Raw genomic sequence first — 25,384 nt, forward strand, 5'->3', positions numbered from 1 at the left:
TTGTGTTTTTCAATATATATGTCATCTGCATTTTTATACTACCACGCAATTATACCCCATTCTTTTAATCATCACCGTTTTATTAATATAAATGACTGATATGGCTAAAATAAAATTTTGCTAATCCAACTTCGAACAAGTTAATTTTTATAATTTGCGAATTTGCGGTAAAAAATAAAAAACTTTGCGAACTTTGCGCTTCAGAAAAAATCATAATGGCAAAAATACTTACAGGCGTTCAAAGTACCGGAACACCTCATTTAGGCAACTTACTTGGCGCAATCATTCCAGCGATCGCGTTATCAAATAAACCGGAAAACGAATCCTTTCTTTTCATTGCCGATTTACACTCGATAACACAAATAAAAAACGGTGAAACCTTAAGAACTAATACCTACAGTACTGCAGCAGCTTGGCTTGCTTGTGGTTTGAATGTGGACAAAGTAGTTTTCTACAGGCAATCGGATGTGCCACAAACAGCGGAATTATCGTGGTATTTGAGTTGTTTTTTCCCTTTTCAACGTTTGACATTAGCACATTCCTTCAAAGACAAATCCGATAGACTAGAAGATGTAAACGCCGGTTTGTTCTCCTATCCAATGTTGATGGCTGCCGATATTTTATTATACGATGCCCAGCTTGTCCCGGTAGGAAAAGACCAATTGCAACACCTTGAAATCACGCGTGATGTAGCCTCCCGATTTAACCACCAAATGGGAGAAACGTTTGTGATTCCTGAAGCAAAAATTCAGGAAGACAGCATGTTGATTCCAGGAACCAACGGGGGAAAAATGAGTAAATCAGCCAATAATATTATCAATATATTTCTGGATGACAAAGCGCTACGCAAACAAGTGATGGGTATTGAAACCGATAGCACACCGCTGGAAGACCCAAAAAATCCAGAAACATGTAATGCTTTTGCTATTTATTCTTTATTAGCAAATGAAGAACAAATTGCCACAATGACTGCTAATTACCTTGGTGGAAATTATGGCTACGGTCACGCCAAACAAGCCTTGTTTGAATTGATCACAGAAACCTTCAAAACCGAAAGAGAAAAATACAATTACTACATGGACAATCTTCCCGAAATAGATGCTTTATTGAAGATTGGTGCTCAAAAAGCTTCGGCTGTTGCCAATGGCGTTCTGGCAAGAGTGAGAGAAAAATTAGGATTTGAGGTTAATTAAAACTTTGATTTCAATTCTTAAGTTTATAAAATGATTGACCGCAGATTCATAGATTATTTAAAATCTGTGAATCTGCGGTTCTTTCTTTTCATTTAATTGCTAAATCGCCTCAAATAATTTCCCCGGCAAGGGTCGAATCACGCCTTTCAATTCCATATTCAATAGCATTCCTGAGATTTTATAAATAGGAAAATCACAGCGCAAAGCAATAATATCCATCAGTTCTTTTCCAGTTTTTAACAGGTAATCGTATACTTTTTGTTCGTCTTCATCGAGAGAAACAAAGAGTTGTTTCTGTATGGGTTTGGATTCCTTCTGAATATCCCAATTCAAAATATAAATCAAATCGGCAGCACTCGTCAAGACATTTGCTTTTTGGGTTTTTATCAGGTTGTTGCAACCCTGGCTAAACTTATCCGTAACTCGTCCCGGAACCGCAAAAACATCACGGTTGTAATCATTAGCCATATTTGCCGTGATTAACGATCCGCCTCTATCCGCTGATTCAATTACGATGGTGGCTTCAGACATTCCTGCAACAATGCGGTTTCTTCGAACGAAATTTTCTTTATCCGGATTGGAGGAACTCCAAAACTCGGTCATGAAACCACCGTTCTGCTCCACTTTGGCAACATATTTTTTATGGATTTTCGGGTAAATTTGGTTCAAACCATGCGCCACCACACCTATAGTCTGTAAATTATGTTCCATTGCCAGTTGGTGTGCGACAATATCGACGCCATAGGCAAAACCACTGACAATTATAGGGTCCAACGGAGCCAGATCTTCGATCAATTTTCTACAAAATTCAGTTCCGTACGAGGTAATTTGGCGCGTTCCTACAATACTGATTATTCTTCTGTTTTTTAAATTAATATTTCCAGAAGTGAATAATAAAAGTGGTCCGTCAATACAATGTTTCAACCGTTCCGGATAATCTTCATCCTGAAAATAAACCGCGTTGATTTCATTCGCTTTTATAAACTCAAGTTCCTGAGTTGCTTTTTCGAAAACGGATTTATCTTTTAAATTTTTCATCAAAACAGATCCTACTCCATCAATAGCAGCGAGTTGCGAAGCTTTTGTGTTAAAAACCGCTTCTGCAGTTCCAAAATGGGTAAGCAATTTTTTGGCCATTATGTCACCAACTCCTTCTATTCTTTGCAATGCCAATAAATAAAATAAATCCTGCTCTTTCATGCTAATTATTTGAGAGTGAAATGTATAAATTTTTATGCGGATTGTTAATAAAAATTGTGAATAAAATTTTGATAACTATTTTGGTTGTATAACTTTGTAAGTATGAAAATCGAACTATACATCGCGCAGCTTTTATACCGTTATCAATGTGTTACCGTTCCTGGTTTTGGAGCTTTTTTGACCGAAATTCAATCGGCTAAACTAAACGAAAGTACAAATTCATTTTCTCCACCCAAAAAAATGATTGCTTTCAATGCTAATTTGAAAAACAATGATGGTTTACTAGCCAATCATATTGCTTTAGCAGAGAAAACGTCTTACGAATATGCCGTAAGCGCCATTCAATATGAAGTTTTTAATTGGAAAAAAGCATTAGAAGAAAACCAACTTTTTTCTATTAAAAATGTTGGGGACCTTCGTTTGAACGCGGATCACAATATCGTTTTCACGCCTTACGATCAAACGAATTATTTAACCAGTTCTTTTGGGTTGGCCCCTTTTGTTTCACCACTTGTAAAAAGAGCAATTTTCGAAAAAGAAGTAGAAGCAATTGAAGAAAAAGCAACCATCACAATGGTTCCTGAACAAACCAAAACAGCAAATCCGTATTTAAAATACGCTGCTATTTTTGTATTAGGATTAGGACTTGCAGGAAGTGTGGGTTATCCAATGTATCAAAACCAAATCGCCTCAGAAACGATTCTTGTTGAAACTGCTGTTCAAAAACAAGTTCAAAATAAAATTCAGCAAGCCACTTTCTTCATCGAAAGTCCAGTTCCGGCTGTTACACTTTCTGTAAAATCGACTACCGAAACAAAAATGCCGTATCACATTATGGCTGGAGTCTATAGAGAAGAAAAAAATGCCAACAAAACGTTGCGAATTTTAAATCGCTTAGGATATGATGCCAAACGTATTGCTCCTAACAAAAACGGTTATTTTCCGGTTTTGTATGGTAGTTACGCCACATTTGCTGAAGCAGAAAAAGCAAAAAAAGAAATCAATGAAAAGCACAATCCAGAGGCTTGGATATTGATTCAATCACTATAAAACAAAAACCCTATTCCACAACCGAATAGGGTTTTTTAGTTTTAGCACTTTGTTGTATTTAATTCAAACTCGCTTTGTACATCCTCGCTTCTTCCCAAGAGAATTTATGACCGTATTTTTCCATCAAAGCATTTAGTGATTCTTCTTTGTATCCGGCAAAAGCAGTTGCTAAATCCTGCATTTTATCCTCCGGTAAAACCTCTGAAATGGATACCGCTTTAGTTTGTATCAGTTTTACAAAATGGGAGTAAATCGTTTGTTTGGTCAAGACTCTGATTGTTGCAATATCTTCAATTGATTTCTTTTCCACCCACAATTCGTAGGTTTCCTGCACCGTTGATTTTTTAGGTGCTACAGTTTTAGATTTTTTCGAAGCATAACGTTCCACGTCCCTATCGTCTTCAATCAACGTGATATTTAGTTCCTTGAATTGATTTTGTATGGCTTCCGTTTTTCGGATGATGTATTTTTTTATTTCTGAGGATGTCAATTTCTCTTTCGAAATGGTTTCTCCTGCAACAACGGTTTCTATCAATAATTTGGCTTTCATTAAGCGCAAAACGGCCTTGGTCTGCAATTCTTCCAACACGATTAATTCATCGTAAAACGCTTTGACTTTCTTGATGCGTTTTACTTCTTCAATTTTCCAAAGGATCTCAAAAACCAAATCGTCCATTGGTTTCAGGAAATAACTGAAAGCAGCTTGAATTCTTTCGGAAACATGATTCAAATCGACGGTTTCCTGAGCAAAAAGTTTATTCAATTGGGATATGAATTTTCTGGAGGGATCCAAAAGCTGTTCGATAATTTCCGTTTGCTTTCTGGCCCAAACGGCATGTTTCGATTTCTCTGAAATTTCTGATTTTTCGTTGTAACTGAATTTATGATTGCGCCATTCTTGAGCCAAATCATTCCACTCGAACGTGTTTATCAAATAGTTATGGATAAAATTTTTAGTTTCAAAATGCAAGGCATTCTCTAAAAAAGAATCCGACGCTTTGTTTAACGAATAATCCATCACATCCTGATCGTTTGAAATGCCATTCATGCGTAGCGGAGAAAGTAAAATAAGTCCTTCTAACGAGCGCAAACGCGATAATGCGACATACGCCTGTCCCGGAAGAAAAACTTGCGAAACATCAAGCGCCGCTTTATCAAAGGTCAATCCCTGGCTTTTATGAACCGTAATCGCCCACGCTAATTTGATGGGATAATGCACAAAAGTACCTAAAACCTCTTCTTCAATTTCCTTGGTGGTTTCATCTACTTTGTACCGAATGTTTTGCCATTCGTATTTTTCGACTTCTATAGTTTTGTTTTCTTCCGGAAAATGAACCAGGATTTCCTGACTCGAAAGCGATTTAATAACGCCCATTTTTCCGTTGAAATAGTTTTTATCAAAGGACAAATCGTTTTTTACGAACATGATTTGCGCGCCTACTTTCAATTGCAATTGTTGTTCCACGGGAAATATCTTCTCCGGAAAATCTCCGGTTATCTCCGGTTTATAGACCACTGACTTTCCTTCTAAATCTTCCAAAGCCTGCGCATTCATTAAATCGGCTTTGTTGTTGTGTGTGGTTAATGTAATGTACCCTTTATTTGCTTTTAAATCAAAATCTGGTTTTACATATTGGTTTAAAGTTTGAATGTCTTGCTGGGAAATCTCATTGTTCCGCAGATTATTCAAAACCGATATAAACGTATCATCGGTTTGGCGAAAAATCTTGGACAATTCAATGTATAAGGGTGGGTTTTGCTGCACGACATGCGAATGGAAGAAGAATTTTCCTTTGTAATACGTTTTCAGTGTACGCCATTCTTCGTCCCGAATTACCGGAGGCAACTGCAATAAATCGCCAATATACAAGACTTGAACTCCGCCAAAAGCAGTACTTTTTTTGCGTACGGTTTGCATCATATAATCCATCGCATCCAATAGATCCGCACGAAGCATACTGACTTCATCGATAATCAACAATTCCATATTACGGATTACTGATTTCTTCAAACCACTCATTTTGAAATGCCTGCGCAAGGTAGCTTTGGTTTCAAATTTAGTGTTTTCAGAAAATTGAGGGGAGGAATTGTCTGGAATAAATCCTCCAAACGGCAACTGAAACATCGAATGAATCGTTACCCCGCCCGCATTTAAAGCGGCAATTCCCGTTGGCGCCACCACAACAGTGTTCTTGTGTGTAGTTTGGATAATTTCCCGTAAAAGAGTTGTTTTCCCTGTACCTGCTTTCCCGGTAAGGAAAACGGAGCGATGGGTTTGATTGATGAATCGTAAAGTATAAGCGGCGGCTTCAGAAATGGTTTGCATTAGGCGTATATATAAAGCTAAAGTATTGAAATTAGTAAAACTATTTTAATTTTCGCGAAACATTTTAGGATTGTAATAAAACTATTTTTTAGCCCCGACAGCAACGGAAATACTCAAAATTTAGAAAATGATTTTTTCTGGCCGAAAATAGCGCCTCAAAGAAACTCCTTTTACGGCCAGAAAAAAGACTTGATAAACGAGAGATGATAGTGGATAGCGGCAAACAGCTTCAAAAAAAAAGCCTTCAATCTAAGGGTAGACGAAGGCAATTTTTGAATTAATATAAAAAAATTATTTTTTGGCAGCTGCTTTTTCTTCCGTTTTCGCAGGTGCTTTGTATTTGTCGTTCAAGGCTTTGATGATTTCTTTTGTAATATCAAATTTATCTTCAGCGTATAAAATTGAAGCTGCATCGCCTGTACCGTAGATGTATGCATATCCTTTTTCTTTTCCGTACGTTTTGATGAATTTTTTTACTCCGCTTACTAAAGAATCCATTTCTTTACCGCTTTCTTGTTGCAATTCTTGTGATAAGGCTTGTTGCGCATAACCCAATTGTTGTTCTTTTTTTTGCAATTCAGCTCCTTTTTGTTGTGCCCACGCCTGACCGTTTGCTTGTGCTTGCGCTTGAAAACCGGCGGCTTCTTGTTTAAATCGAGCAATTTCAGCTTCTAATTGTTTTCCTTTTTCCTCTGCTTTCGCTTTATATTTTGCTTCTAGGTCTTTTGCCTCTGTATATTCTTTCATTAATTCAGAAGTATCTACGTAAGCTGTTTTTACTTCTTTAACTTTTTCTGCAGTTTTATTGCAACCTACAAGTGAAATTGATAATGCGATAATTACTAATGCTTTTTTCATTTTGATGAATTTCTAGTTTTGAGTATTGTTGACAAAAATATAAAAAATTTGATAGCATTGACATAAAGTTTAAAAAATGCTACATTTTTATGATATAAGATTTTCTTATTGTAATTAGTAAAAATATAATTTATAGTTATTAAAAACGGGTTCTATATTTGCCAAACAAATGAATTAGTTCGAAAATCCAACAAATACATTACCTCTCTTCAAAAAAGCCCTTTATATGAGCTTAAAATGATTCTTGGTTGTTTTTTAGGATATAAATGTGTGACGAATACTCTAAATTCTTCTTAGCCTTCCAATTTGATTGCAATCCAACAAAAAAGGCTTTTATATAATTCATTTTACCGGTTTTGTATTTTTCCGAAAGTAAGCTTACATAAAAAGAATCAAATTTCATAGGAAGCACTTTTACCAATTTCATTTCTTCTTTTTCAAAAAGCATTTTTATAGCCGTTTTAGAAAAATGCCAAAAATGAATGGGCACATCATAAGCAGCCCAAAACGTTCCGTAATGTTTTGCATCGAAAGATTTGAAATTTGGAACCGCAATTATTAAAGTTCCATTTGGTTTTAATAATCGTTTCAATTCTTTGATTTGGTTTTCCAAATTAGGAACGTGTTCCAAAACATGCCACATTGAAATCAAATCAAAAGAATGATTGTCTAATTCGCTGGTTTCTCCAACAAATGAAACACCTTTCTTTTTTGCAATCGCTTTTGCTTTTTCACTTGGTTCCACTCCTATCGTGTGCCAACCATTATCTTTGGCCACTGATAAAAAATCTCCTGTTCCGGCACCAATGTCTAAAATGCTTCCTTTATTAGATTGTAGAGAATTGATTAAATTCAATTTATTTTTAAGCGCAATGGTTTTTACAAAATGATATGCTTTTTCAAACAAAGATCTTTTACTATCCGTGTGTGAAATATAATCCACGCTTTCGTAATACTTGCCTAAATTTTCTAAGCTGGGTTGTGGAGACGTAATCAGCATGTCAAATTTTTCATCATGATACAAGTCGAAAATCTCTTGAGAAACAGAATAATCTTTAACGGTTAAAAAAGGCTGTTGGTTTGAAATGTCCATTAATTAATAGTGCTTTTATATTTTAATTTAAAACGAAACCCTGAAAAAACCAACGGATGCTTTCAAGGTTGAATAATTTATTTTTCTGATTCTTCAATGATTGTAATGCTTCACAACGTGGTTTCACGTGGAACAATTGACTGTAGATTTAAGATTAACCATTTGTGATTGCAGATTTAAAATCAAAAATCGTTAATCTTAAATCTGCAACCACAAATCTTATCGTCCCATATAAATCAACAACACCGAAACATCACTAGGCGACACACCACTGATTCTTGACGCTTGAGAAATGGTTACCGGACGAATCTTGCTTAATTTTTGTTTGGCTTCGATTGACATCGATTTGATTTTATCATAATCGAAATTTTCAGGAATCTTTACATCTTCCAATCGAAGCAATTTATCCGCATTATTTCTTTCTTTTTCGATATAACCAGAATACTTCACTTGGATTTCGGCCTGTTCTAAAATTTCTTGGTCTACATCATTTTCCGCAACATAAGCCGCTACCTTATCAAATTTCATCATGTCGTCTAAATCAATTTGCGGACGAGAGAATACTTTGAACATTTTATCGCCTTGTGTAATCAAGGCCGTATCTTTTGATTCTAAAATAGGATTTGCTTCCGCAACCGAAACACTTGTTACTTTGAAGAAGGCGACCATTTTTTCAGATTCATTTAGTTTGTGTTCCATTCTACGCAAACGCGCTTCAGAAGCCAAACCTATTTCATGAGACATTGGCGTTAATCTGAAATCAGCATTATCTTGACGAAGCAACGTTCTATATTCCGCACGAGACGTAAACATTCTGTAAGGCTCTTCTGTTCCTTTGGTAATTAGATCATCAATAAGAACTCCAATATAGGCTTCGTCTCTTTTTAAAATTAAAGGCGCTTTTTCATGCACTTTTAAATGCGCATTTATTCCAGCCATCAATCCTTGAGATGCTGCTTCTTCATATCCCGTTGTTCCATTTATTTGTCCAGCGAAATACAATCCTTCTACCAGTTTTGTTTCCAAAGTGTGCTTCAATTGTGTCGGGGGGAAATAATCATATTCAATTGCATACCCCGGACGAAAGAATTTTACTTTTTCAAATCCCACAACAGAACTCAACGCTTTGAATTGAATATCCTCAGGGAGCGAGGTAGAAAATCCATTTACATACACTTCACACGTATTCCATCCTTCCGGCTCCACAAACAATTGATGCCTTTCCTTGTCAGCAAAACGATTAATTTTATCTTCAATTGACGGACAATATCTCGGCCCAAGGCTTTTTATTCTACCGTTGAACATTGGGGAACGATCAAAACCTTCTCTCAAAATATCATGAACTTCTAAAGAAGTATAGGTCATGTGACATGACTTTTGATGAATCAACGGAGAAGTCACATCCGAATAGGAAAACTTATCCGGCTTAGCATCGCCTTTTTCTTCGTTCATTTTCGAATAATCCAAAGAACGTCCATCGACTCTTGGAGGCGTTCCTGTTTTCATACGTCCAGATTGAAAACCTGCAGCAACTAAATCTTCGGTAATTCCATACGCAGCACTCTCGCCTGCTCTTCCGCCACCAAATTGTTTTTCACCAATATGAATCAAACCATTCAGAAAAGTTCCGTTGGTCAACACAACCGATTTAGAACGAATCTCTACTCCAAGTGACGTACGAATTCCTTTTATTTTTCCTTTTTCAATGATCAAACCTTTTACCATTTCTTGATAAAAATCAAGATTTGGAGTTCCTTCCAACATCATTCTCCATTCCTCAGCAAAACGCATACGGTCACTTTGAACACGTGGAGACCACATTGCGGGACCTTTTGACTTGTTCAGCATTTTGAATTGAATCGCGGTTCTGTCTGAAACAATTCCAGAATATCCTCCAAGCGCATCAATCTCACGCACAATTTGTCCTTTGGCAATTCCGCCCATCGCTGGGTTGCATGACATCTGTGCAATATTCTGCAAGCTCATTGTAACCAATAAGGTTTTAGAACCCAAATTTGCAGCGGCGGCGGCCGCCTCAGAACCGGCGTGCCCTGCACCCACAACAATCACATCATATTCGTCTAGAAACATCTTCTTTTATAATTTAATCCGTACTCAGGATTGTAATTTTGAAATCTATATTTTGTTCCACGTGAAACATTACACACTTGTTCTTCAAATCCAAACTCTATGTTCCACGTGAAACACTTTCGATTCGAAGCTCAAAACACCACTATTGTTCCACGTGAAACATGGCGATTTTTTCATCTTCTTTACTTCTCATTAAAAGCTCTTCAGCCTCACCCTTGTCTTTGTAACCACAGTAGTGCAAAATTCCATGAACCAAAACACGCTTTAATTCTTCCTCAAAAGAAACATTGAAATCAGCGGCATTGTCTTTTACTCTTTCGATAGAAACAAAGATGTCTCCGTGCAATTCATTACCTATGGAATAATCAAAACTGATAATGTCCGTAAGCGTATCGTGATCCAGATATTCAACATTGATTTTATGAAGATACTCATCATCACAAAAAATGTAATTTATCTCTCCTTCTTTCTTGTTTTCCGAAGTAATAACATTTCCCAACCAAGCAGCAACAGCTTCTTCATTGTCTAAATTAAAATCGGTTTCGTAATTAAAATTGATCATATTTTATTAAAATATTCTTGAACCTTTTGATTAAAATTCGAGCGCAAAGGTAACGATTGTCTATTTAATATTTCTATGCTATTTAAATAATCTAATAAAGGAGCTGGCAGCGCATTAGATTGATTATTAAACTCCTTTTTATTAGTTTCCGATTGGCGTTTGTTTTCCTCTCCTTGTTGCTGAATGGCGGAATTTAATTTCAATAATTCCTGTTTTACATTCAGTATCTTTTGAAGCGTTTCATTCTTAAAACCTTTATTCAATAATTGCTTTTCTATTTGCTTCATTTGATCCAAAGCACTTTGTCCATTACCACCCAATCCTTGTTTATTCAATTCGTTTTGCAATGCTTCGCGCAATTGCTTTTGCTCTTTATAAATTTCCATTATAGCTTGTGCATCACCTTCGCCTCCCTCGCCTTCTTGACCTGATTCGCCAGAAGTGCCTTGTTTACCATTTTTCCCTTTTTGACCGTCACCCGGTTTCTCTCCTTTTTTAATTCCCTCTTTCATTTTCTCGCCAAGACCTTCTTGCTTTTTAATAATATCCGGCAATTGCATTCCTTGTCCTTGACCCGGCTTCGGCTTTCCGGAACCCATTCCTGACATTTGCATTTGCATATTGTTAAGCATGTCACTCAGGAAATCTGCAAGTTTATTAGCCGCCGAAATGGTGTATTGTTGGTGCGACAAACCTTTTGGAACTTGAGCATCAGTTAAACTGGACAACGATTTATCGACGTTGTAAATTACATTACCAATTTCTTTGGTAATGTCTTCAGCAATTTTTGGATTACGTAACGACATCGCAAATAAACTGTCATCAACATGCTTGAACTGTTGTTTTAAATCCTGTTGAATTTTAATATTTTTATTAAACGCCGGTGATCCTGATTTATGTTTTTTAAACTGATTCATCAAGTCTTCCTGTGACAAAGAAAACGCTAATAAATTATCCAAGATTTGTCGCAACATAGCAACATCTTCCTGCAACTGTTCCATTTCCCCTTCCTCCAAAGTTTGTTCCATTTTCTGCGACATCTCTTTCATCTTTTTAGAAGCACTTTTTTGATTTGGCTTGGCTTTGTCCTTTTTGTCTTTCTTCAATTCCTCGGAAGCTTTCTTTAAATGCTCGTCAATGCTTTTTTCTTTTGCATCGTCTTTTGGTAAATCCAAAGGTGATTTTAATTCATTGTTTTCTTTTTCTAAATCATTTAAATCTTCTTGAATTTTGTCAAACTCAGCATTGATGTCTTCCTGCTTGTCCAGTTTATTATCCTTTTCATTATCAGATAATTTATCTTGTTTATCCGATAGTTTGTCCAGTTTGTCTCCTAATTGTTCTGCTTTCTTTTCTACATAAAACCTTTTCGTCAATTCCACCAACTGTTCTAAATTCTTAGTTTGGTTTTTACTGTTTTGTTTAAATTTATCCAACTTAGTCAACAACTCTTCATTCTGAATTTTATCGTTCAGTTCTTTCAATTCATCTAAAAGCTTCTGGTTTTTTTCCATTTCCTTTTCGGCTTTGTCCATTCGTTTTTGAAGCTCCTCTTTCAACTCATCCTTTTTATCGGTTTTTAATTGCTCTAAATTATCATTCATTTTTTTGGTAAATTCTTTCATCATCTCATCCTGTTTCATCTGACGCTTGATGAAATCATTTACTTTTTGCTGATCTTTAAAATCCAGATTTTCTTTCTCTTTTCCAGTTTTCTGCAATTTCTCCATTTCAGAAATCTGCTTATCCTGATTTTTTAAAGACTTCTCTAAACTGTTGATATTGTCATTTTGCTGCTGCAAAATTTGATCTTCCTTTTCTTCATCTGTGGAAACACGATTAGAGAAAACGGAAGACTTCGTGCTTTTAAAATTATGGAGAGGATCATTATCAAAAACTTCAAAATAATAATCATAAGAAACGCCTTGCTCCACCGGAAGATTACTTGGAAACGAAAATACGAATTGATCAAAAGAACTTTTCTCAATAGCAATTGTTCCACGTTTAGCAGTTTGTGGTTTCTCTCTTTCATAATAAACAATCTGAAGTCTAGACAAACCATAATCATCCGAAATCTGACCTAAAACATAGTTCTTAGCAACCTTCAAACTATCCGGCGCATTGCTCACATTGATCGTTGGAAACTGATCTTTGACAATAGTAAGCTGATAATTAAGTTTTTCATAGTTTTTTACCTTATCGTTTGAGGTAAATATTTGATAATCTGTGTTTTGAACTATCTTTTTAGATAAAAAAAAGGTGTTTTCTGTTTTCGAAAAAGAAGCTTTAGAAATTCCATCCATCCATGCTACACTTTCTGTCGCTTGCGTATTCATTTTCCAAGTCACTCGCGTTCCTTCCGGAATAACCGCATTTCCTGTCCCTTTGATTGTTTCTGATTTTTTATTCAAATACAAAGGAAAGTTCAACTGCATTTCAAAATTAGCAATCGAAGGAACAGTAATCACTTTCAATTCATAATCCGGTGAAGTAATAGCATTTCCCTCCACGTGAAACAAAATATTTTCCAAAGGCTTTGCTAACTTAAATTGAAATTCACCCGCTTTAGTCGATTCCATAAAATAACTTTCATCATCAATAAAAATCATCGCATTTTCAGGAACAATTTTTCCTTGGGTTTTTATTCGAAGAATAAAATCCTTTCCTTGCTCCGTTTGCAAATTCGAATTTAGAACCACGAATTTAAAAGGAGCAGGTGGCAGAAAAGCCGAATTGAAATGCACTACTCTATTCAAACTTTGAGAAATCATGCTGCTGTTTCTAGAAAAATAAAAGAAAGCAAATAATACTATAGGAATTAAAGCCAAAGGAAAATACTTTCTATTTCGGTTGTAATTTATGGCATTCCCAAAAGGAATTGGTTGCAACGCATTGGCTTTTTGTTCAATTGATGCGGCTAATAGTTCCGATTTGATTTGATGTTCATTCGGATTTGATAATTGCAAAAAGTTAGTCAGCTTGTCGCTCACTTCTGTAAAATGATTTCCAATAATTGCCGAAGCCTGATTGTAATCGATTCCTTTTTGGACTTTGAATAATTTAAAAATGGGGAACAAAATAAAACGGAACAACAAATACACTTCAACTCCAATGAAAGTCCAAAATAAAATGGTTCTTCCCATTGGCTTAAGCCAAAGAAAATATTCGACAAAAAGCGTAAAAAGGAAATATAACAATCCTAAACCGATAAAGAAAATAGTTCCCCGTATCAATTCGTTGGTATAAAACTTTCTGATGAAAGCTTCTAATTTTTGATAAATAAATTGTTGCGTTTCCAAAATGTATGCTTTGTTTATTACAACCAATAAAAGTACTAATTTATATGAACAAAGAAATGTTAAAATCAACAAACTCACTAATCTTACATTATCTCATTTTCAGATAATCCAATTGAGTAATCGAATTTGTATCTTCGCAAAAAAATTACAGCAATGTCTAAACAAGTTCGGGTGCGTTTTGCACCAAGTCCAACTGGACCTTTACATATTGGCGGCGTTCGTACCGCATTATTCAATTATTTGTTTGCCAAAAAAAACAATGGTGTTTTCTTCCTGAGAATTGAAGATACGGATCAAAATCGTTTTGTTCCAGGTGCTGAAGAATATATTATGGAAGCACTGGAATGGTTAGGAATTGCACCCGATGAGACTATTGGTAAAAACGAAAAATTTGGCCCTTATCGTCAAAGCGAAAGAAAAGATTTGTACCAACAATATGCTGCTGAATTAATCAATTCTGGGAATGCCTATTATGCTTTTGATACGGCAGAAGCTTTGGACGCAGCAAGAAAATTAGAGGAAGAACAAGGAAAAACCTTTATATACAATCACCATAATCGAGAAAAACTGGACACTTCATTGGTGATTTCTGCAGATGAAACTGCCAGAAGAATTGCTGATAGAGAGCATTATGTAATCCGTTTTAAAACACCGGTGAATGAAACATTGCATTTACATGACATCATTCGTGGCGAGGTGAAATTTGAAACGAATCTTTTAGACGATAAAGTATTGTTTAAAAGCGACGGAATGCCAACCTATCATTTGGCTAATATTGTGGATGATCATTTAATGAAAACGTCTCACGTAATTCGTGGTGAGGAATGGTTGCCATCAATGCCTTTACACGTTTTATTGTACAGAGCATTTGGTTGGGAAGCACCGCTATTTGCACATTTACCATTGATTATGAAACCTGTCGGGAACGGAAAATTATCCAAACGTGATGGTGACAAGATGGGATTTCCTGTATTTCCATTAGATTGGAAAACAGCAGAAGGCGTTTCATCTGGTTACAGAGAAAAAGGATTTTTCCCGGAAGCAGTCATCAACTTTTTAGCATTATTAGGTTGGAACGATGGAACCGATAAAGAATTATTCTCGCTGGAAGAATTAGTTGCAGCATTTGACTTGAACAGAGTTCATAAAGCTGGGGCTAAATTTGATCCTGAAAAAAACAAATGGTTCAATCACCAGTATTTAATCAAGCGGGAAGATGCAACTTTGGCCAAAGCCTATGCTCCTATTTTGGCTGAAAAAGGTTTCTCGTCTGCGCTCGAAATGACAAAGTTGACCAAAATAGTTTCTTTAATCAAAGAACGCGCGCATTTTGTTTCTGAATTTTGGGAAATGAGTGATTTCTTTTTTATGGCTCCAACAACGTATGATGAAAAAGCCAGCAAAAACTGGAAGGCAGAAACACCGGCATTAATGCAGGAATTAATCTCTGTCCTGGAAGAAATTACCGATTTTACTTCTATGAATATCGAAACCATTGTAAAAGACTGGATGACGAAAAATGAAATTGGAATGGGAAAAGTAATGCAACCTTTTCGTTTGGGTTTGGTTGGTGCGCTGAAAGGTCCTCACCTATTTGATATCGTTGCAATAATTGGAAAAGACGAAACGATTAACAGAATTCAAAAAGCAATAGCTACTTTGTAATTTTTCAAACATATAATCACCATGAAGGCTCAATATTTACTACATATTATTTAGTAAACATTGAGCCTTCTTCTTATTAACTAGTGAGATTAGCTATATATAAACAGAAATTCTCAGTTACTATTCCTGAATTTAATTTGAAATTGACACCTAAATTCTTGTTGTATAAGTATTCAAGCATCGTATTGACTGTAAATTGATAGGAAACATTTGCTCTAAAATGACGAACGCCAAAAGCAATTCAACCTTTGGATAAAAATTAAAATTAGAAATCTCCCTACTATCTTTGGCTAACAACGTTGTACCAGAAGTACCTTTATTTTCATCCGTACTATCTTACTTAATTTTCCATTTACCTGTTCACAGGTCCAAAACCAATACTAAAATGATTTTAGACAAGTTTATAACTTACTTGTAAAACCCTTGTGACGACACAAATTTATAGTTGATATCTTCCTATATCAAGGTCAATATGGTTGTTGCAGCAGAAAAATTATTCAAACTAAATTAAATGTTATACACTATCCCAATTAGTATAGAAATTTTTTCTCATAGTAAATCCTGTATTCCAACACAGTCCTTGTTTAGTCTCAAAGTTATTTGTTTTTAAAGTGAATTGATTGACTCCAAAAATGATACCCATCCTGTTAGAATCCAATTGTTTATACTGGGAGAAAGTTGTTGTTTAAACAACAGTAAAAACTGAACAAAGTACTATCTTTCTCATATAATTGGAAATTACAAAGACAAACCTAAAGTTTTTTTGTAAATTGTGAGATAATTTTTAACTAAATAAAAATATTATGAACATTGCTTTAATCATCCTATTAGTCTTTGGGTTTTTCATTTTATTATCTTCATTTTTTACAGTAAAACAACAAACTGCTGTTGTTGTAGAACGATTTGGAAAATTTTTAAGCATCAGACAATCTGGTTTGCATTTAAAAATTCCTTTAATAGATAGAATCGCAGGACGTGTGAATCTTAAAATTCAACAATTAGACGTTATCATTGAAACAAAAACGAAAGACAACGTTTTTGTTAAACTTAAAGTTTCAGTTCAATTTATGGTAATTCAAGAAACCGTTTACGATGCTTTCTATAAACTGGAATATCCCCACGATCAAATTACTTCCTATGTTTTTGATGTGGTTCGTGCTGAAGTTCCAAAATTAAAATTGGATGATGTTTTTGAAAGAAAAGACGACATTGCCATTGCAGTAAAAGGGGAATTAAATGAGGCTATGACTACGTATGGATATACCATTATCAATACTTTGGTAACGGATATTGATCCAGATATTCAAGTAAAAAATGCTATGAACAGAATTAATGCGGCTGATAGAGAAAAAACAGTGGCCGAATTTGAAGCGGAAGCCTCCAGAATAAGAATTGTAGCCAAAGCCGAAGCTGAGGCTGAAAGCAAACGATTACAAGGTCTAGGTATTGCTAACCAAAGAAGAGAAATTGCCAAAGGTTTAGTAGAAAGTGTAGATGTTTTAAATAGAGTTGGAATAAATTCCCAGGAAGCTTCTGCATTGATTGTGGTCACACAACATTATGATACACTGCAAGCTATTGGTGCTGATGCGAATTCTAACTTAATTTTGTTGCCTAATTCACCACAAGCCGGAAGTGACATGCTTAATAATATGATCGCTTCTTTCAGCGCTTCAAACCAAGTGGGTGAAATGATGCGAAAGAAAAATGGAAAAGGGAGTGCTAAAAAAGAAGATAAAACGGATTATCAATTACCTGAAAAACCAGAAGCTCCGGAAACAGAAGAATAATTTTTTTAAATCCATAAAAAAAGAGGCTTTTACAAGCCTCTTTTTCTTTTTGATATCCAATTTTTAATAAAAGGAACTGCTTTATTCAATATAAAAGGAACCGCTGTTGAAACTATTGCTCCATAAGGAATAGCAGTGCTAAACGATCCTACCAAATCACTTACAATATTTTGAGGTGAAAAACTTTCTTTTGTTTTATTTACTCCAAAAATTAGTTTTTGATAACTAATTTCTTTTTCAATTTTTAAAATTTCAAGTTCTCTATCGATTTGAGCGTAAGAAGAATATTTTTTTGTTTCCATAATTTAATCGTTAAAAAATATTTCAGAAAATTTCTCTAGTATCGGTCCCTCAATAATTTTATCTTTTATTAAAAACAAAAGACTTGTTACCACAAGGTAAATTCCCCCTATTGTTAAAAACCCCATTGGATAATTATCTAAATATTTACCAATAGCCATAGCTCCTGCAATTGAACAAAATAACAAAACCATACTTAAACACAAAAAAATCAATGAGAACTTAAGAATCATAGTAGTAGACTTCATTGCTACTTTGAAACCCCATAATTTATAATAAGACACATTGCTTTGGATATAGGCTTGTATTTGGTCCTGTATATCTTCCGTATTTTCTTTTAATTCTTCAAAAGCCATGTATTTAGATTTAAGATTTATTAATTCGATAAATCGAGATTATTTTTGAAGTTTGGCGTTTTGTCTTTTTAACTCTGCTAATTTTTCTTCTAAAAAAGAAATTACCTCTTCGGTCTTGTGACTCATGTTTGAAACCAACTCTTGATAAGTTCCTTCTAAATCAAATTTAGCTGTTGTTAATTGATCACTTAGTTGTAAAGAGACACTTTCCAATTTATTTTGTAAATCATGTTTGGCACCATCAAAACCATCTTTTAATTTTTCTCTGGTTTTAGATCCTTTATCAGGCGCAAATAAAATTCCTACTCCAGCCCCAATAACTACTCCGGTTAAGACAGCCACCAATGTATTTCCTGCATTATTCGACATAATTGTAAATTTTAAAAGTTAGTTTTATAAAGTTACAAAATTATTAATAAAATCCCGTTAACAACTCGTTAAAGTGTAATTATACAAGACAAAAAGCAAATAAAAACGCGCTGTGCCGTGTTTATTTCAATTTTATGTTGTGTGTCATATATTCTAAAAAACAATCTTAAAATCAACGTATGGAAGTCGTTTTTGATTGGATAAAAATATTAAAAAAAGTATTTTTATAAGAAATTACTATAATAAGAAAAGCACTCTAAAAAGAGTGCTTTTGATTGCTAAAATCTATTTTAAAAAGTAGTTCTTAAACTTTAAGATCATTTAATAATTGCAACACTTTTTCGTTTTTTTCATTATTTTTCATTTCTGAAAGTTGTTCTTGGAAAGCACTAAAATTATCCAAGTCGTTTTGTAAATTTTCAAGCGCCAGAATTCTAACGGCAGTCATCTGACTTTTCAAAGACATCGTGTATAATTTTATCAAAGACTCTTCTTCAATATCCTTTACTGTTACCTTGTCGGAATGATGTAAAATTAAATTAGAAAACAACAACGCGTTATTGTCATTCTTACAGTTTTTTATAATCGTCTGAATAATTAAACTGTAATTATCGATACTCTTAATAGTTGCAACAATACTATTTAGAATCAAAATGGCATTGGTTTCCTCTTTTTCTTTTACATATTTATTGATTTCTTTTTGGGTATTCATCAATAAGTTTTCTTCTTTTTTCCCTTTTTCTTCCCAAGCATCTTTTAATCCAACGGTTTTATTAAAGACAATTTTACCTTCGGTAGTTTCTTTATCCACATTGAAATAACCCAACCGTTGAAACTGAAATTTATCTCCAGATTGAACTGTTACCAAACTTGGTTCTACAAATCCTTTCACAATTTGTAACGAACTAGGATTCATAAATTCCAAGAAATTTTTCTCTTTATGACTGTCAGGTGCTTCATCGATAAACAAGCGATCGTAGAGACGAACCTCCACTTCTAAAGCATGTAGTATAGAAACCCAGTGCAACGTTCCAGCTACTTTCCTTTGACTCGCTTCACTCCCACTACCGCTTCTGCTGTCTTCATCATACCTCACATGAATCTCTGTAATAGTTCCAGCAGCATCTTTTATAATACTTTCTCCTTTAATGATATAGGCATTTTTAAGGCGTACTTCTCTGCCTAAACTCAATCGAAAAAACTTCGCTGGAGCATCTTCCAGAAAGTCTTCTCTTTCGATGTATAATTCTTTTGAAAAAGGAACTTTTCTAAATCCTGCACTTTCATCTTCCTGATTGTTTTCGGCTTCCAACCATTCTTCTTTATCTTCAGGATAATTAATGATCACCAATTTTATTGGATCTAAAACCGCCATAACTCTTGGAGCTGTTTTATTCAAATCTTCGCGCAAGCAAAATTCTAAAAGTGAAAAATCAATTATATTTTCTCTTTTGGCAACACCAATAATATCACAAAATTTACGAATAGAATTTGCTGTATAACCTCTTCTTCTCAATCCTGAAATAGTTGGCATTCTAGGATCATCCCAGCCATTTACTATATTTTCCTGAACCAGTTGCAATAGTTTTCGCTTGCTCATTACCGTGTAATTCAAGTTCAAACGAGCAAATTCATATTGATGTGGTCTTACTTTTGAGTCATCATAAATTTGGTCCAAAAACCAATTATACAATTCACGGTGCATTACAAATTCTAACGTACAGATAGAATGTGAAATTTGTTCTATGTAATCACTTTCCCCGTGTGCATAATCATACATGGGATAAATTTTCCAATCGTTTCCAGTTCTATGATGATGCCGGTGTAAAACACGATACATTAAGGGATCCCGCATCAACATATTAGTCGAGGTCATATCAATTTTGGCCCGTAAAACATGACTTCCTTCCTCAAAATCGCCGTTTTTCATACCTTCAAATAACGTAAGGTTTTCATCAATAGAACGGTTTCTGAAAGGTCCATCAACTCCAGGTTGCGTTGGCGTTCCTTTTTGAATCGCCATGTCTTCGGAGGATTGACTGTCTATGTATGCTTTTCCATTTTTAATCATGGCAACGGCCCATTCATATAACTGCTGAAAATAATCAGAAGAATACAATTCTTCTGTCCAATTAAAACCCAACCATTGCAAATCTTCCTTAATAGCATCTACATATTCTTGCTCTTCTTTAGCAGGATTTGTATCGTCAAAACGCAAGTTAACAGGCGCATTGTACTTTAACCCTAAACCAAAATTCAAACAAATCGATTTAGCATGACCTATATGCAAATACCCATTAGGCTCTGGTGGAAATCGGAAACGTAATTGATCTTGAGGAAAACCGTTTGATAAACTGTCTTCAATGATTTGTTCTATAAAATGGAGTGATTTTTCTTCAGTTGACATTTTTTTGTTTTATTTTAGCAAAGATAAAAAAAGTTTGAGGTTTAAGGTTTAAAGTTCACTAGAAACCTATTAAAAGTTAGAAGAAAGTGCCGCTAATCTTAAATTTTAAATAATAAACAAAAAGATACATGGGAATTATAAAACTAAAAAATATCAGAATCTACTCCTACCACGGTTGTTTAATCGAAGAAGGAAAAATTGGGTCTGATTATACCGTAAATTTAGAAGTTAAGACTGATCTTAGAAAATCCTGTAGTACAGATGATTTGAAAGATACGGTGGATTATGTACTTTTAAATCAAATTGTAGTGGAAGAAATGGCCATACGTTCCGATTTACTAGAACATGTGGCGCACCGAATCATCACTCGGATTTTTGAAGAAATTCCTGAAATTTCCAGAATTATTGTAGCTGTTTCTAAACTAAATCCTCCTATTGGCGGTGATGTTGAAGCAGTTACTATTGAAATGGAAGAATACAGAAGTTAGTTTTAAAAAAAAAATAACTATTTTTTAAATATTTTTTTAAACTTTTAAACTTTAAATTTTTAAACTCTAAACTTTTTAAGTACTTTTGCCGTCCATTCAATAATGGCGTCGTGGCCGAGTGGCTAGGCTGGGCTCTGCAAAAGCTCCTACTCCGGTTCGAATCCGGACGATGCCTCAAAAACCTTCAAAGCAATTTGGAGGTTTTTTTTTGTCTAAGCTTTAAAGAAAAATTATGTAATTATATCTTTAGACAAGCAAGTCCAAAGGCTTCAAGAGAAGACTTAAAATAATAGGTGTTTTTTGGAAAATTATAAAATAATAAAGCCTTACTTATGATGCCTATAAGTAAGGCTTTATTACTTTAAAAAAGAGTGCTTCCTTTTTATTTAATCAATTTTTTCAAATGCTTTTTTAACTAATTCTTTTTCTTCCGGGAACCAGCCTTGGGTGATTAGTACTATACCAAATACCATCATTACAATACTGATTCCTTTTTTTATTTTGAGAATATTTACTGGTGTTAATTTTGTTTTTAATTGCTTTGCCAATAGTATTTTAATACAATCAATAAATAAATAAGTACTAATTACAGTAATGAAGAACGTGACCATTCTTGGTGTTTGCATATCTAATTTAGGTCCTACAGAAATAATGATTGCCAACCAAAAACCAAGGACACCAATATTGATAATATTTAATAAAAATCCTTTTATAAAAAGGCTTAAATAATTTTTTTTGACTATTTCTCTGTCGATAATATCGGTGTTAATTTTTTCTTCTTTTTTTAATTGAATGAAAGAAATTATGCCATAAACTACCATTAATACTCCTCCAAAAATAAAAAGTGCAGGTTGATCTTTTAAACTTTGAATTAATCTATAACTTCCTAAATAAGCTATACCTATAAAAATAATATCTCCTAAAATAACGCCTAAATCAAACACTAAAGCGGCTCTAAATCCTTTTATAATACTTGTTTCCAATAAAATAAAAAAGACAGGTCCAATCATAAAACTCAAAAAAATTCCCCAAGGAATACCGGATAAAATATCGTTTATCATTAATAATTTAAATTTATTTCTATAGTATCTAAACTAAAGTACTAATTTTTTTCTAAAATAGTACCACCAATGAAAACTTCCTTGTTAATTTGTTTTGGTTTGCCGTAGATAAAAATAGAGCCCCCAGCTTTTACTTTTGCATCCACTAATGTAGTAGCATAGATTTCTGATTTTCCTCCTGCAGCAACGCTTATTGTGGTTTGAGATGTGTGTAAATCCATTGCTTTTAGAATTCCACCTGAAGTGATCCCTACATTTTGGTTAACAGCTTTGCCTGACAAATCAATTATTCCCCCTGCGTTTGCTTTTACATTTACTTTATCAACTGCTATTTCTAACTTTATTTCTCCTCCTGATTTAGCATTCAAATCTAAAATTGTTTGCTTTACAATAGTTTCACTTGAAACATAACTTCCTTCACTGACAGCAATACTTTCAAGCGCTTTAAAATATAATTTTACAGAAATGTCGTCACCTGATAGGAGTTGTGGAAATGGCATTCTGATTTTTAATTCCCCATTTTTATTTACTGTTTCAACTTCGTCAGCTCGAGCTCCGGATATAACTATTTTATTTTCTGAGGCAGCAATTAGTTTTACATTGATTTTATCAAATACTTTCAATTCATTAAAATCTCCTAAATTTCTTGACACTTGTGCAAATGTTATTTGGCATACCAACACACATGCAAAAAAAAGTACTTTTTTCATTTCATTTTATTTTGATGGTTCTTCAATTCTTCTTAAAAAATTAAAATCCAATTGTTTTTTAACTAAATCGGCATTTTTAACTTTAACGTAAATTTCGTCTCCTAATTGCAATAATTTACCAGAAGTTGCGCCTGTTAGTGCATATTGTTTCTCATCAAATGTGTAATAATCATCTTTAATATCTCGTATTCTACACATACCCTCACATTTATTCTCTATGATTTCTACATAAATCCCCCACTCCGTTACACCTGAAATTACGCCCAAAAATTCCTGATCCTGATGATCTTGCATGTATTTTACCTGCATGTATTTGATAGAATCACGTTCTGCATTAGTGGCTAAACCTTCCATAGTGGACGAATGTAAACATTTTGTTTCATAGGTTTCTTCATCTACCGATTTACCACCATCAAGATAATGCTGCAACAATCGGTGTACCATCACATCAGGATAGCGACGAATTGGTGAGGTAAAATGCGAATAATAATCGAAAGCTAAACCATAATGGCCAATATTATCCGTAGAATATTTAGCTTTACTCATGCTTCTAATCGCAAGAGTATCAATTAAATTTTGCTCTTTTTTACCATTCACTTCTTCCATTAATGCATTCAGAGATTTTGAAATATCGCCTTTATTTCTAAAATCGATTTTATAGCCAAACTTAGCAATTACCGTTTGCATAGCAATTAATTTGTCTTCATTAGGTTCATCATGAATCCTGTAGATAAAAGTTTTTGTCTGTTTACCAATATACTCAGCAACTTTTTTATTAGCCAAAAGCATAAATTCTTCAATTAAATGATTGGCATCCTTAGAAACTTTAAAATACACGCCTTTTGGTTCACCAGCTTCATCTAAATTGAATTTTACTTCTACTTTATCAAAAGAAATCGCACCATCAGCCATTCTTCTTTTTCTAAATATTTTAGCTAATTCATCCATTTTTAGTGTCGCAGCAACGATTGCTTCCGATACTTGATAGGAACTTCCAGTTATAGAAATTTCTTCCGGAATCACATCGTCTTTCGTTTCTATGATGTACTGTGCTTCCTCATAAGAAAATCGTTGATCCGAATAAATTACAGTTCTACCAAACCATTGATTCACTACCTGTGACTTTTCAGTAATTTCGAATATTGCTGAAAAGGTATATTTTTCTTCATTTGGGCGCAAAGAACATGCAAAATTTGATAGTACTTCAGGTAACATTGGCACTACTCTATCTACTAAATAAACCGAAGTTGCTCTTTGATACGCTTCATCATCTAGAATTGTTCCTTCTTGCAAATAATGGGAAACATCGGCAATGTGAATACCAATTTCAAAATTTCCATTTTCTAATTTTTTAAAAGATAAGGCATCATCAAAATCCTTCGCATCCTTTGGATCAATGGTAAAAGTCAGCGTATCGCGCATATCACGGCGTTTGGCAATTTCACTTTCTTCTATCGAGGTATCAATTTTTTGAGCAAAGGTTTCTACTTCTATAGGAAACTCTGATGGTAAACCGTATTCCGCTAGAATCGCGTGAATCTCTGTATCGTGTTCTCCTGGTTTTCCTAATACTTTTATTACGGAACCAAAAGGACTATCTGCCTTAGCGGGCCAATCTTCTATATGAACCAAAACCACATCACCTTGCTCGGCTTCACCTATTTTATCCTTTGGAATAAAAATATCAGTATACATTTTTGGGTTTGCCGTAGAAACAAAAGCAAAATTAGCCTGAATGTCAATTACCCCAACAAAGTCAGTTTTATTTCTTTCAACAACTTCAATGACTTCACCTTCAGGTCTTTTTCCTTTTCTACGGTTGTAAACATACACTTTTACAATATCTTTATCTAAAGCGTGGTTCAGATTATTGGTTGGAATAAATACATCTTCTTCCATTTCCGGACACACAAAATAAGCCGTTTTACGTCCGGTCATATCTATTTTACCTTCGTAATAATCCTTACTTACCGCTTTCACCAGGTATTTACCTGGTTCTGATTCTATAATTTTATTTTGCGAAGCTAAAATCTTCAAATCTTTGATAATTTGATTTCTGCTTTCGGTGTCGTCCAACTCCAGCTTTGCTCCTATTTGTTTATAATTGAATGCTTTATTAGCACTTTGCGATAATATTTTTAGTATTTTATCAGAGAAGTCTTTCTCTTTTTTTATCGGCTTTCTTAATCTTTTACTCATAAATCTGTTCTTAAAAGTCTAAAATTACAAAATACTAAACTGTTTTCAGTACTCCCTACCTAGTTTTAAAGAAAATATAACTTTAAAGAATAGTTGTATCTTTATAAAAAGAATCTAAAATGGAAGAATTTGAAACAATTGCTATTTTTAATTATTCTCATGAAATTATAGTTTTAAAGCATTTATTAGAGCAAGAGAACATAAATTATTTTTTTGAAAACGAAACATTAGTCTCAATCGATCCGTTTGGCAGTTTTGCATACGGTGGAATCAAACTTAAAATTCACTTCAATGATTTTGTTACAGTTCAACAATTATTAGATAACTTAAATAATAATTTGACAATTGTTTAAATGAATAATCCGAT

At 34.1% G+C, this 25,384-nt stretch carries 20 protein-coding genes and 1 tRNA gene; 7 read left to right on the forward strand and 14 right to left on the reverse strand.

Annotated elements, in window-relative coordinates:
• Positions 1 to 215: 215 nt before the first annotated feature.
• On the forward strand, positions 216 to 1,193 hold the full coding sequence (gene trpS / locus AC0608_RS03920; protein WP_478288184.1) for a tryptophan--tRNA ligase: 978 nt from the start codon (positions 216 to 218) through the stop codon (positions 1,191 to 1,193).
• Positions 1,194 to 1,292: 99 nt separating this feature from the next.
• Here trpS and dprA read toward each other — a convergent pair whose 3' ends face one another.
• Complete coding sequence (dprA, locus tag AC0608_RS03925) at positions 1,293 to 2,393, reverse strand: DNA-processing protein DprA (protein ID WP_478288185.1); 1,101 nt, start codon at positions 2,391 to 2,393, stop codon at positions 1,293 to 1,295.
• Positions 2,394 to 2,495: 102 nt separating this feature from the next.
• Here dprA and AC0608_RS03930 point away from each other — a divergent pair, with 102 nt between their 5' ends.
• Positions 2,496 to 3,443, forward strand: coding sequence for an HU domain-containing protein (locus AC0608_RS03930; RefSeq protein ID WP_478288186.1), 948 nt, complete (start codon positions 2,496 to 2,498; stop codon positions 3,441 to 3,443).
• 58 nt (positions 3,444 to 3,501) lie between these two features.
• Here AC0608_RS03930 and AC0608_RS03935 read toward each other — a convergent pair whose 3' ends face one another.
• The 6 genes from AC0608_RS03935 to AC0608_RS03960 all read right to left on the reverse strand — a co-directional run bounded on the left by AC0608_RS03935 (position 3,502) and on the right by AC0608_RS03960 (position 13,672).
• Positions 3,502 to 5,769 carry a helix-turn-helix domain-containing protein gene (locus AC0608_RS03935; protein WP_478288187.1) on the reverse strand — a complete coding sequence of 756 codons (2,268 nt, stop codon included), beginning with the start codon at positions 5,767 to 5,769 and terminating at the stop codon, positions 3,502 to 3,504.
• Between the two features lie 291 nt (positions 5,770 to 6,060).
• Positions 6,061 to 6,627 (reverse strand): OmpH/Skp family outer membrane protein, encoded by a 567-nt coding sequence (locus AC0608_RS03940; RefSeq protein ID WP_478288188.1) that lies wholly within the window; start codon positions 6,625 to 6,627, stop codon positions 6,061 to 6,063.
• A gap of 232 nt (positions 6,628 to 6,859) precedes the next feature.
• On the reverse strand, positions 6,860 to 7,720 hold the full coding sequence (locus AC0608_RS03945) for a class I SAM-dependent methyltransferase (RefSeq protein ID WP_478288189.1): 861 nt from the start codon (positions 7,718 to 7,720) through the stop codon (positions 6,860 to 6,862).
• 219 nt (positions 7,721 to 7,939) lie between these two features.
• Positions 7,940 to 9,811 (reverse strand): tRNA uridine-5-carboxymethylaminomethyl(34) synthesis enzyme MnmG, encoded by a 1,872-nt coding sequence (mnmG, locus tag AC0608_RS03950; RefSeq protein ID WP_478288190.1) that lies wholly within the window; start codon positions 9,809 to 9,811, stop codon positions 7,940 to 7,942.
• A 142-nt stretch (positions 9,812 to 9,953) separates the two neighbouring features.
• Positions 9,954 to 10,373 carry an rRNA maturation RNase YbeY gene (ybeY, locus tag AC0608_RS03955; RefSeq protein WP_478288191.1) on the reverse strand — a complete coding sequence of 140 codons (420 nt, stop codon included), beginning with the start codon at positions 10,371 to 10,373 and terminating at the stop codon, positions 9,954 to 9,956.
• Positions 10,370 to 13,672 carry a coiled-coil domain-containing protein gene (locus tag AC0608_RS03960; RefSeq protein WP_478288192.1) on the reverse strand — a complete coding sequence of 1,101 codons (3,303 nt, stop codon included), beginning with the start codon at positions 13,670 to 13,672 and terminating at the stop codon, positions 10,370 to 10,372. The genes ybeY and AC0608_RS03960 overlap by 4 nt, the downstream gene beginning before the upstream one ends.
• A gap of 153 nt (positions 13,673 to 13,825) precedes the next feature.
• Here AC0608_RS03960 and gltX point away from each other — a divergent pair, with 153 nt between their 5' ends.
• Positions 13,826 to 15,337, forward strand: a complete 1,512-nt coding sequence (gene gltX, locus AC0608_RS03965; protein WP_478288193.1) for a glutamate--tRNA ligase — start codon at positions 13,826 to 13,828, stop codon at positions 15,335 to 15,337.
• A gap of 803 nt (positions 15,338 to 16,140) precedes the next feature.
• A complete protein-coding gene (locus AC0608_RS03970; protein WP_478288194.1) occupies positions 16,141 to 17,127 on the forward strand; it encodes an SPFH domain-containing protein in 987 nt (328 codons plus the stop codon).
• A gap of 29 nt (positions 17,128 to 17,156) precedes the next feature.
• On the opposite strand, the gene AC0608_RS03975 is transcribed toward AC0608_RS03970, so the two are convergent.
• The 4 genes from AC0608_RS03975 to AC0608_RS03990 form a co-directional block, all read right to left on the reverse strand.
• Entirely contained in the window at positions 17,157 to 17,429 is a 273-nt protein-coding gene (locus AC0608_RS03975) for a DUF6327 family protein (RefSeq protein WP_478288195.1), read from the reverse strand.
• Between the two features lie 3 nt (positions 17,430 to 17,432).
• Positions 17,433 to 17,783, reverse strand: a complete 351-nt coding sequence (locus AC0608_RS03980) for a competence protein (protein ID WP_417959019.1) — start codon at positions 17,781 to 17,783, stop codon at positions 17,433 to 17,435.
• 39 nt (positions 17,784 to 17,822) lie between these two features.
• The gene (locus AC0608_RS03985) at positions 17,823 to 18,152 is read right to left on the reverse strand and encodes a YtxH domain-containing protein (protein WP_417959020.1); all 330 of its coding nucleotides are present in this window, start codon (positions 18,150 to 18,152) and stop codon (positions 17,823 to 17,825) included.
• Positions 18,153 to 18,456: 304 nt separating this feature from the next.
• Positions 18,457 to 20,559, reverse strand: coding sequence for a glutamine--tRNA ligase/YqeY domain fusion protein (locus AC0608_RS03990; RefSeq protein WP_478288196.1), 2,103 nt, complete (start codon positions 20,557 to 20,559; stop codon positions 18,457 to 18,459).
• A 128-nt stretch (positions 20,560 to 20,687) separates the two neighbouring features.
• Here AC0608_RS03990 and folB point away from each other — a divergent pair, with 128 nt between their 5' ends.
• Positions 20,688 to 21,047 carry a dihydroneopterin aldolase gene (folB, locus tag AC0608_RS03995; protein WP_478288197.1) on the forward strand — a complete coding sequence of 120 codons (360 nt, stop codon included), beginning with the start codon at positions 20,688 to 20,690 and terminating at the stop codon, positions 21,045 to 21,047.
• A gap of 104 nt (positions 21,048 to 21,151) precedes the next feature.
• Positions 21,152 to 21,222 (forward strand) — tRNA-Cys (locus AC0608_RS04000).
• Between the two features lie 211 nt (positions 21,223 to 21,433).
• Here AC0608_RS04000 and AC0608_RS04005 read toward each other — a convergent pair.
• The 3 genes from AC0608_RS04005 to rnr are packed head-to-tail and all read right to left on the reverse strand — an operon-like array spanning position 21,434 to position 25,017.
• Positions 21,434 to 22,108 carry a LysE family translocator gene (locus tag AC0608_RS04005; RefSeq protein WP_417959023.1) on the reverse strand — a complete coding sequence of 225 codons (675 nt, stop codon included), beginning with the start codon at positions 22,106 to 22,108 and terminating at the stop codon, positions 21,434 to 21,436.
• Positions 22,109 to 22,149: 41 nt separating this feature from the next.
• Positions 22,150 to 22,818, reverse strand: coding sequence for a head GIN domain-containing protein (locus AC0608_RS04010; protein WP_478288198.1), 669 nt, complete (start codon positions 22,816 to 22,818; stop codon positions 22,150 to 22,152).
• A 6-nt stretch (positions 22,819 to 22,824) separates the two neighbouring features.
• Complete coding sequence (gene rnr, locus AC0608_RS04015) at positions 22,825 to 25,017, reverse strand: ribonuclease R (RefSeq protein WP_478288199.1); 2,193 nt, start codon at positions 25,015 to 25,017, stop codon at positions 22,825 to 22,827.
• A gap of 119 nt (positions 25,018 to 25,136) precedes the next feature.
• On the opposite strand from rnr, the gene AC0608_RS04020 reads away from it, so the two are divergent.
• Positions 25,137 to 25,370, forward strand: a complete 234-nt coding sequence (locus AC0608_RS04020; protein WP_417959026.1) for a DUF2007 domain-containing protein — start codon at positions 25,137 to 25,139, stop codon at positions 25,368 to 25,370.
• The last annotated feature ends 14 nt before the right edge of the window (positions 25,371 to 25,384 follow it).

This window comes from Flavobacterium sp. GNP008 (assembly GCF_056428965.1).

Coding starts and splice junctions, on each gene's coding strand:
- trpS (WP_478288184.1), top strand. CDS start 216: ATGGCAAAAATACTTACAGGCGTTCAAAGTACCGGAACACCTCATTTA.
- dprA (WP_478288185.1), bottom strand. CDS start 2,393: ATGAAAGAGCAGGATTTATTTTATTTATTGGCATTGCAAAGAATAGAA.
- AC0608_RS03930 (WP_478288186.1), top strand. CDS start 2,496: ATGAAAATCGAACTATACATCGCGCAGCTTTTATACCGTTATCAATGT.
- AC0608_RS03935 (WP_478288187.1), bottom strand. CDS start 5,769: ATGCAAACCATTTCTGAAGCCGCCGCTTATACTTTACGATTCATCAAT.
- AC0608_RS03940 (WP_478288188.1), bottom strand. CDS start 6,627: ATGAAAAAAGCATTAGTAATTATCGCATTATCAATTTCACTTGTAGGT.
- AC0608_RS03945 (WP_478288189.1), bottom strand. CDS start 7,720: ATGGACATTTCAAACCAACAGCCTTTTTTAACCGTTAAAGATTATTCT.
- mnmG (WP_478288190.1), bottom strand. CDS start 9,811: ATGTTTCTAGACGAATATGATGTGATTGTTGTGGGTGCAGGGCACGCC.
- ybeY (WP_478288191.1), bottom strand. CDS start 10,373: ATGATCAATTTTAATTACGAAACCGATTTTAATTTAGACAATGAAGAA.
- gltX (WP_478288193.1), top strand. CDS start 13,826: ATGTCTAAACAAGTTCGGGTGCGTTTTGCACCAAGTCCAACTGGACCT.
- AC0608_RS03970 (WP_478288194.1), top strand. CDS start 16,141: ATGAACATTGCTTTAATCATCCTATTAGTCTTTGGGTTTTTCATTTTA.
- AC0608_RS03975 (WP_478288195.1), bottom strand. CDS start 17,429: ATGGAAACAAAAAAATATTCTTCTTACGCTCAAATCGATAGAGAACTT.
- AC0608_RS03980 (WP_417959019.1), bottom strand. CDS start 17,783: ATGGCTTTTGAAGAATTAAAAGAAAATACGGAAGATATACAGGACCAA.
- AC0608_RS03985 (WP_417959020.1), bottom strand. CDS start 18,152: ATGTCGAATAATGCAGGAAATACATTGGTGGCTGTCTTAACCGGAGTA.
- AC0608_RS03990 (WP_478288196.1), bottom strand. CDS start 20,559: ATGTCAACTGAAGAAAAATCACTCCATTTTATAGAACAAATCATTGAA.
- folB (WP_478288197.1), top strand. CDS start 20,688: ATGGGAATTATAAAACTAAAAAATATCAGAATCTACTCCTACCACGGT.
- AC0608_RS04005 (WP_417959023.1), bottom strand. CDS start 22,108: ATGATAAACGATATTTTATCCGGTATTCCTTGGGGAATTTTTTTGAGT.
- AC0608_RS04010 (WP_478288198.1), bottom strand. CDS start 22,818: ATGAAAAAAGTACTTTTTTTTGCATGTGTGTTGGTATGCCAAATAACA.
- rnr (WP_478288199.1), bottom strand. CDS start 25,017: ATGAGTAAAAGATTAAGAAAGCCGATAAAAAAAGAGAAAGACTTCTCT.
- AC0608_RS04020 (WP_417959026.1), top strand. CDS start 25,137: ATGGAAGAATTTGAAACAATTGCTATTTTTAATTATTCTCATGAAATT.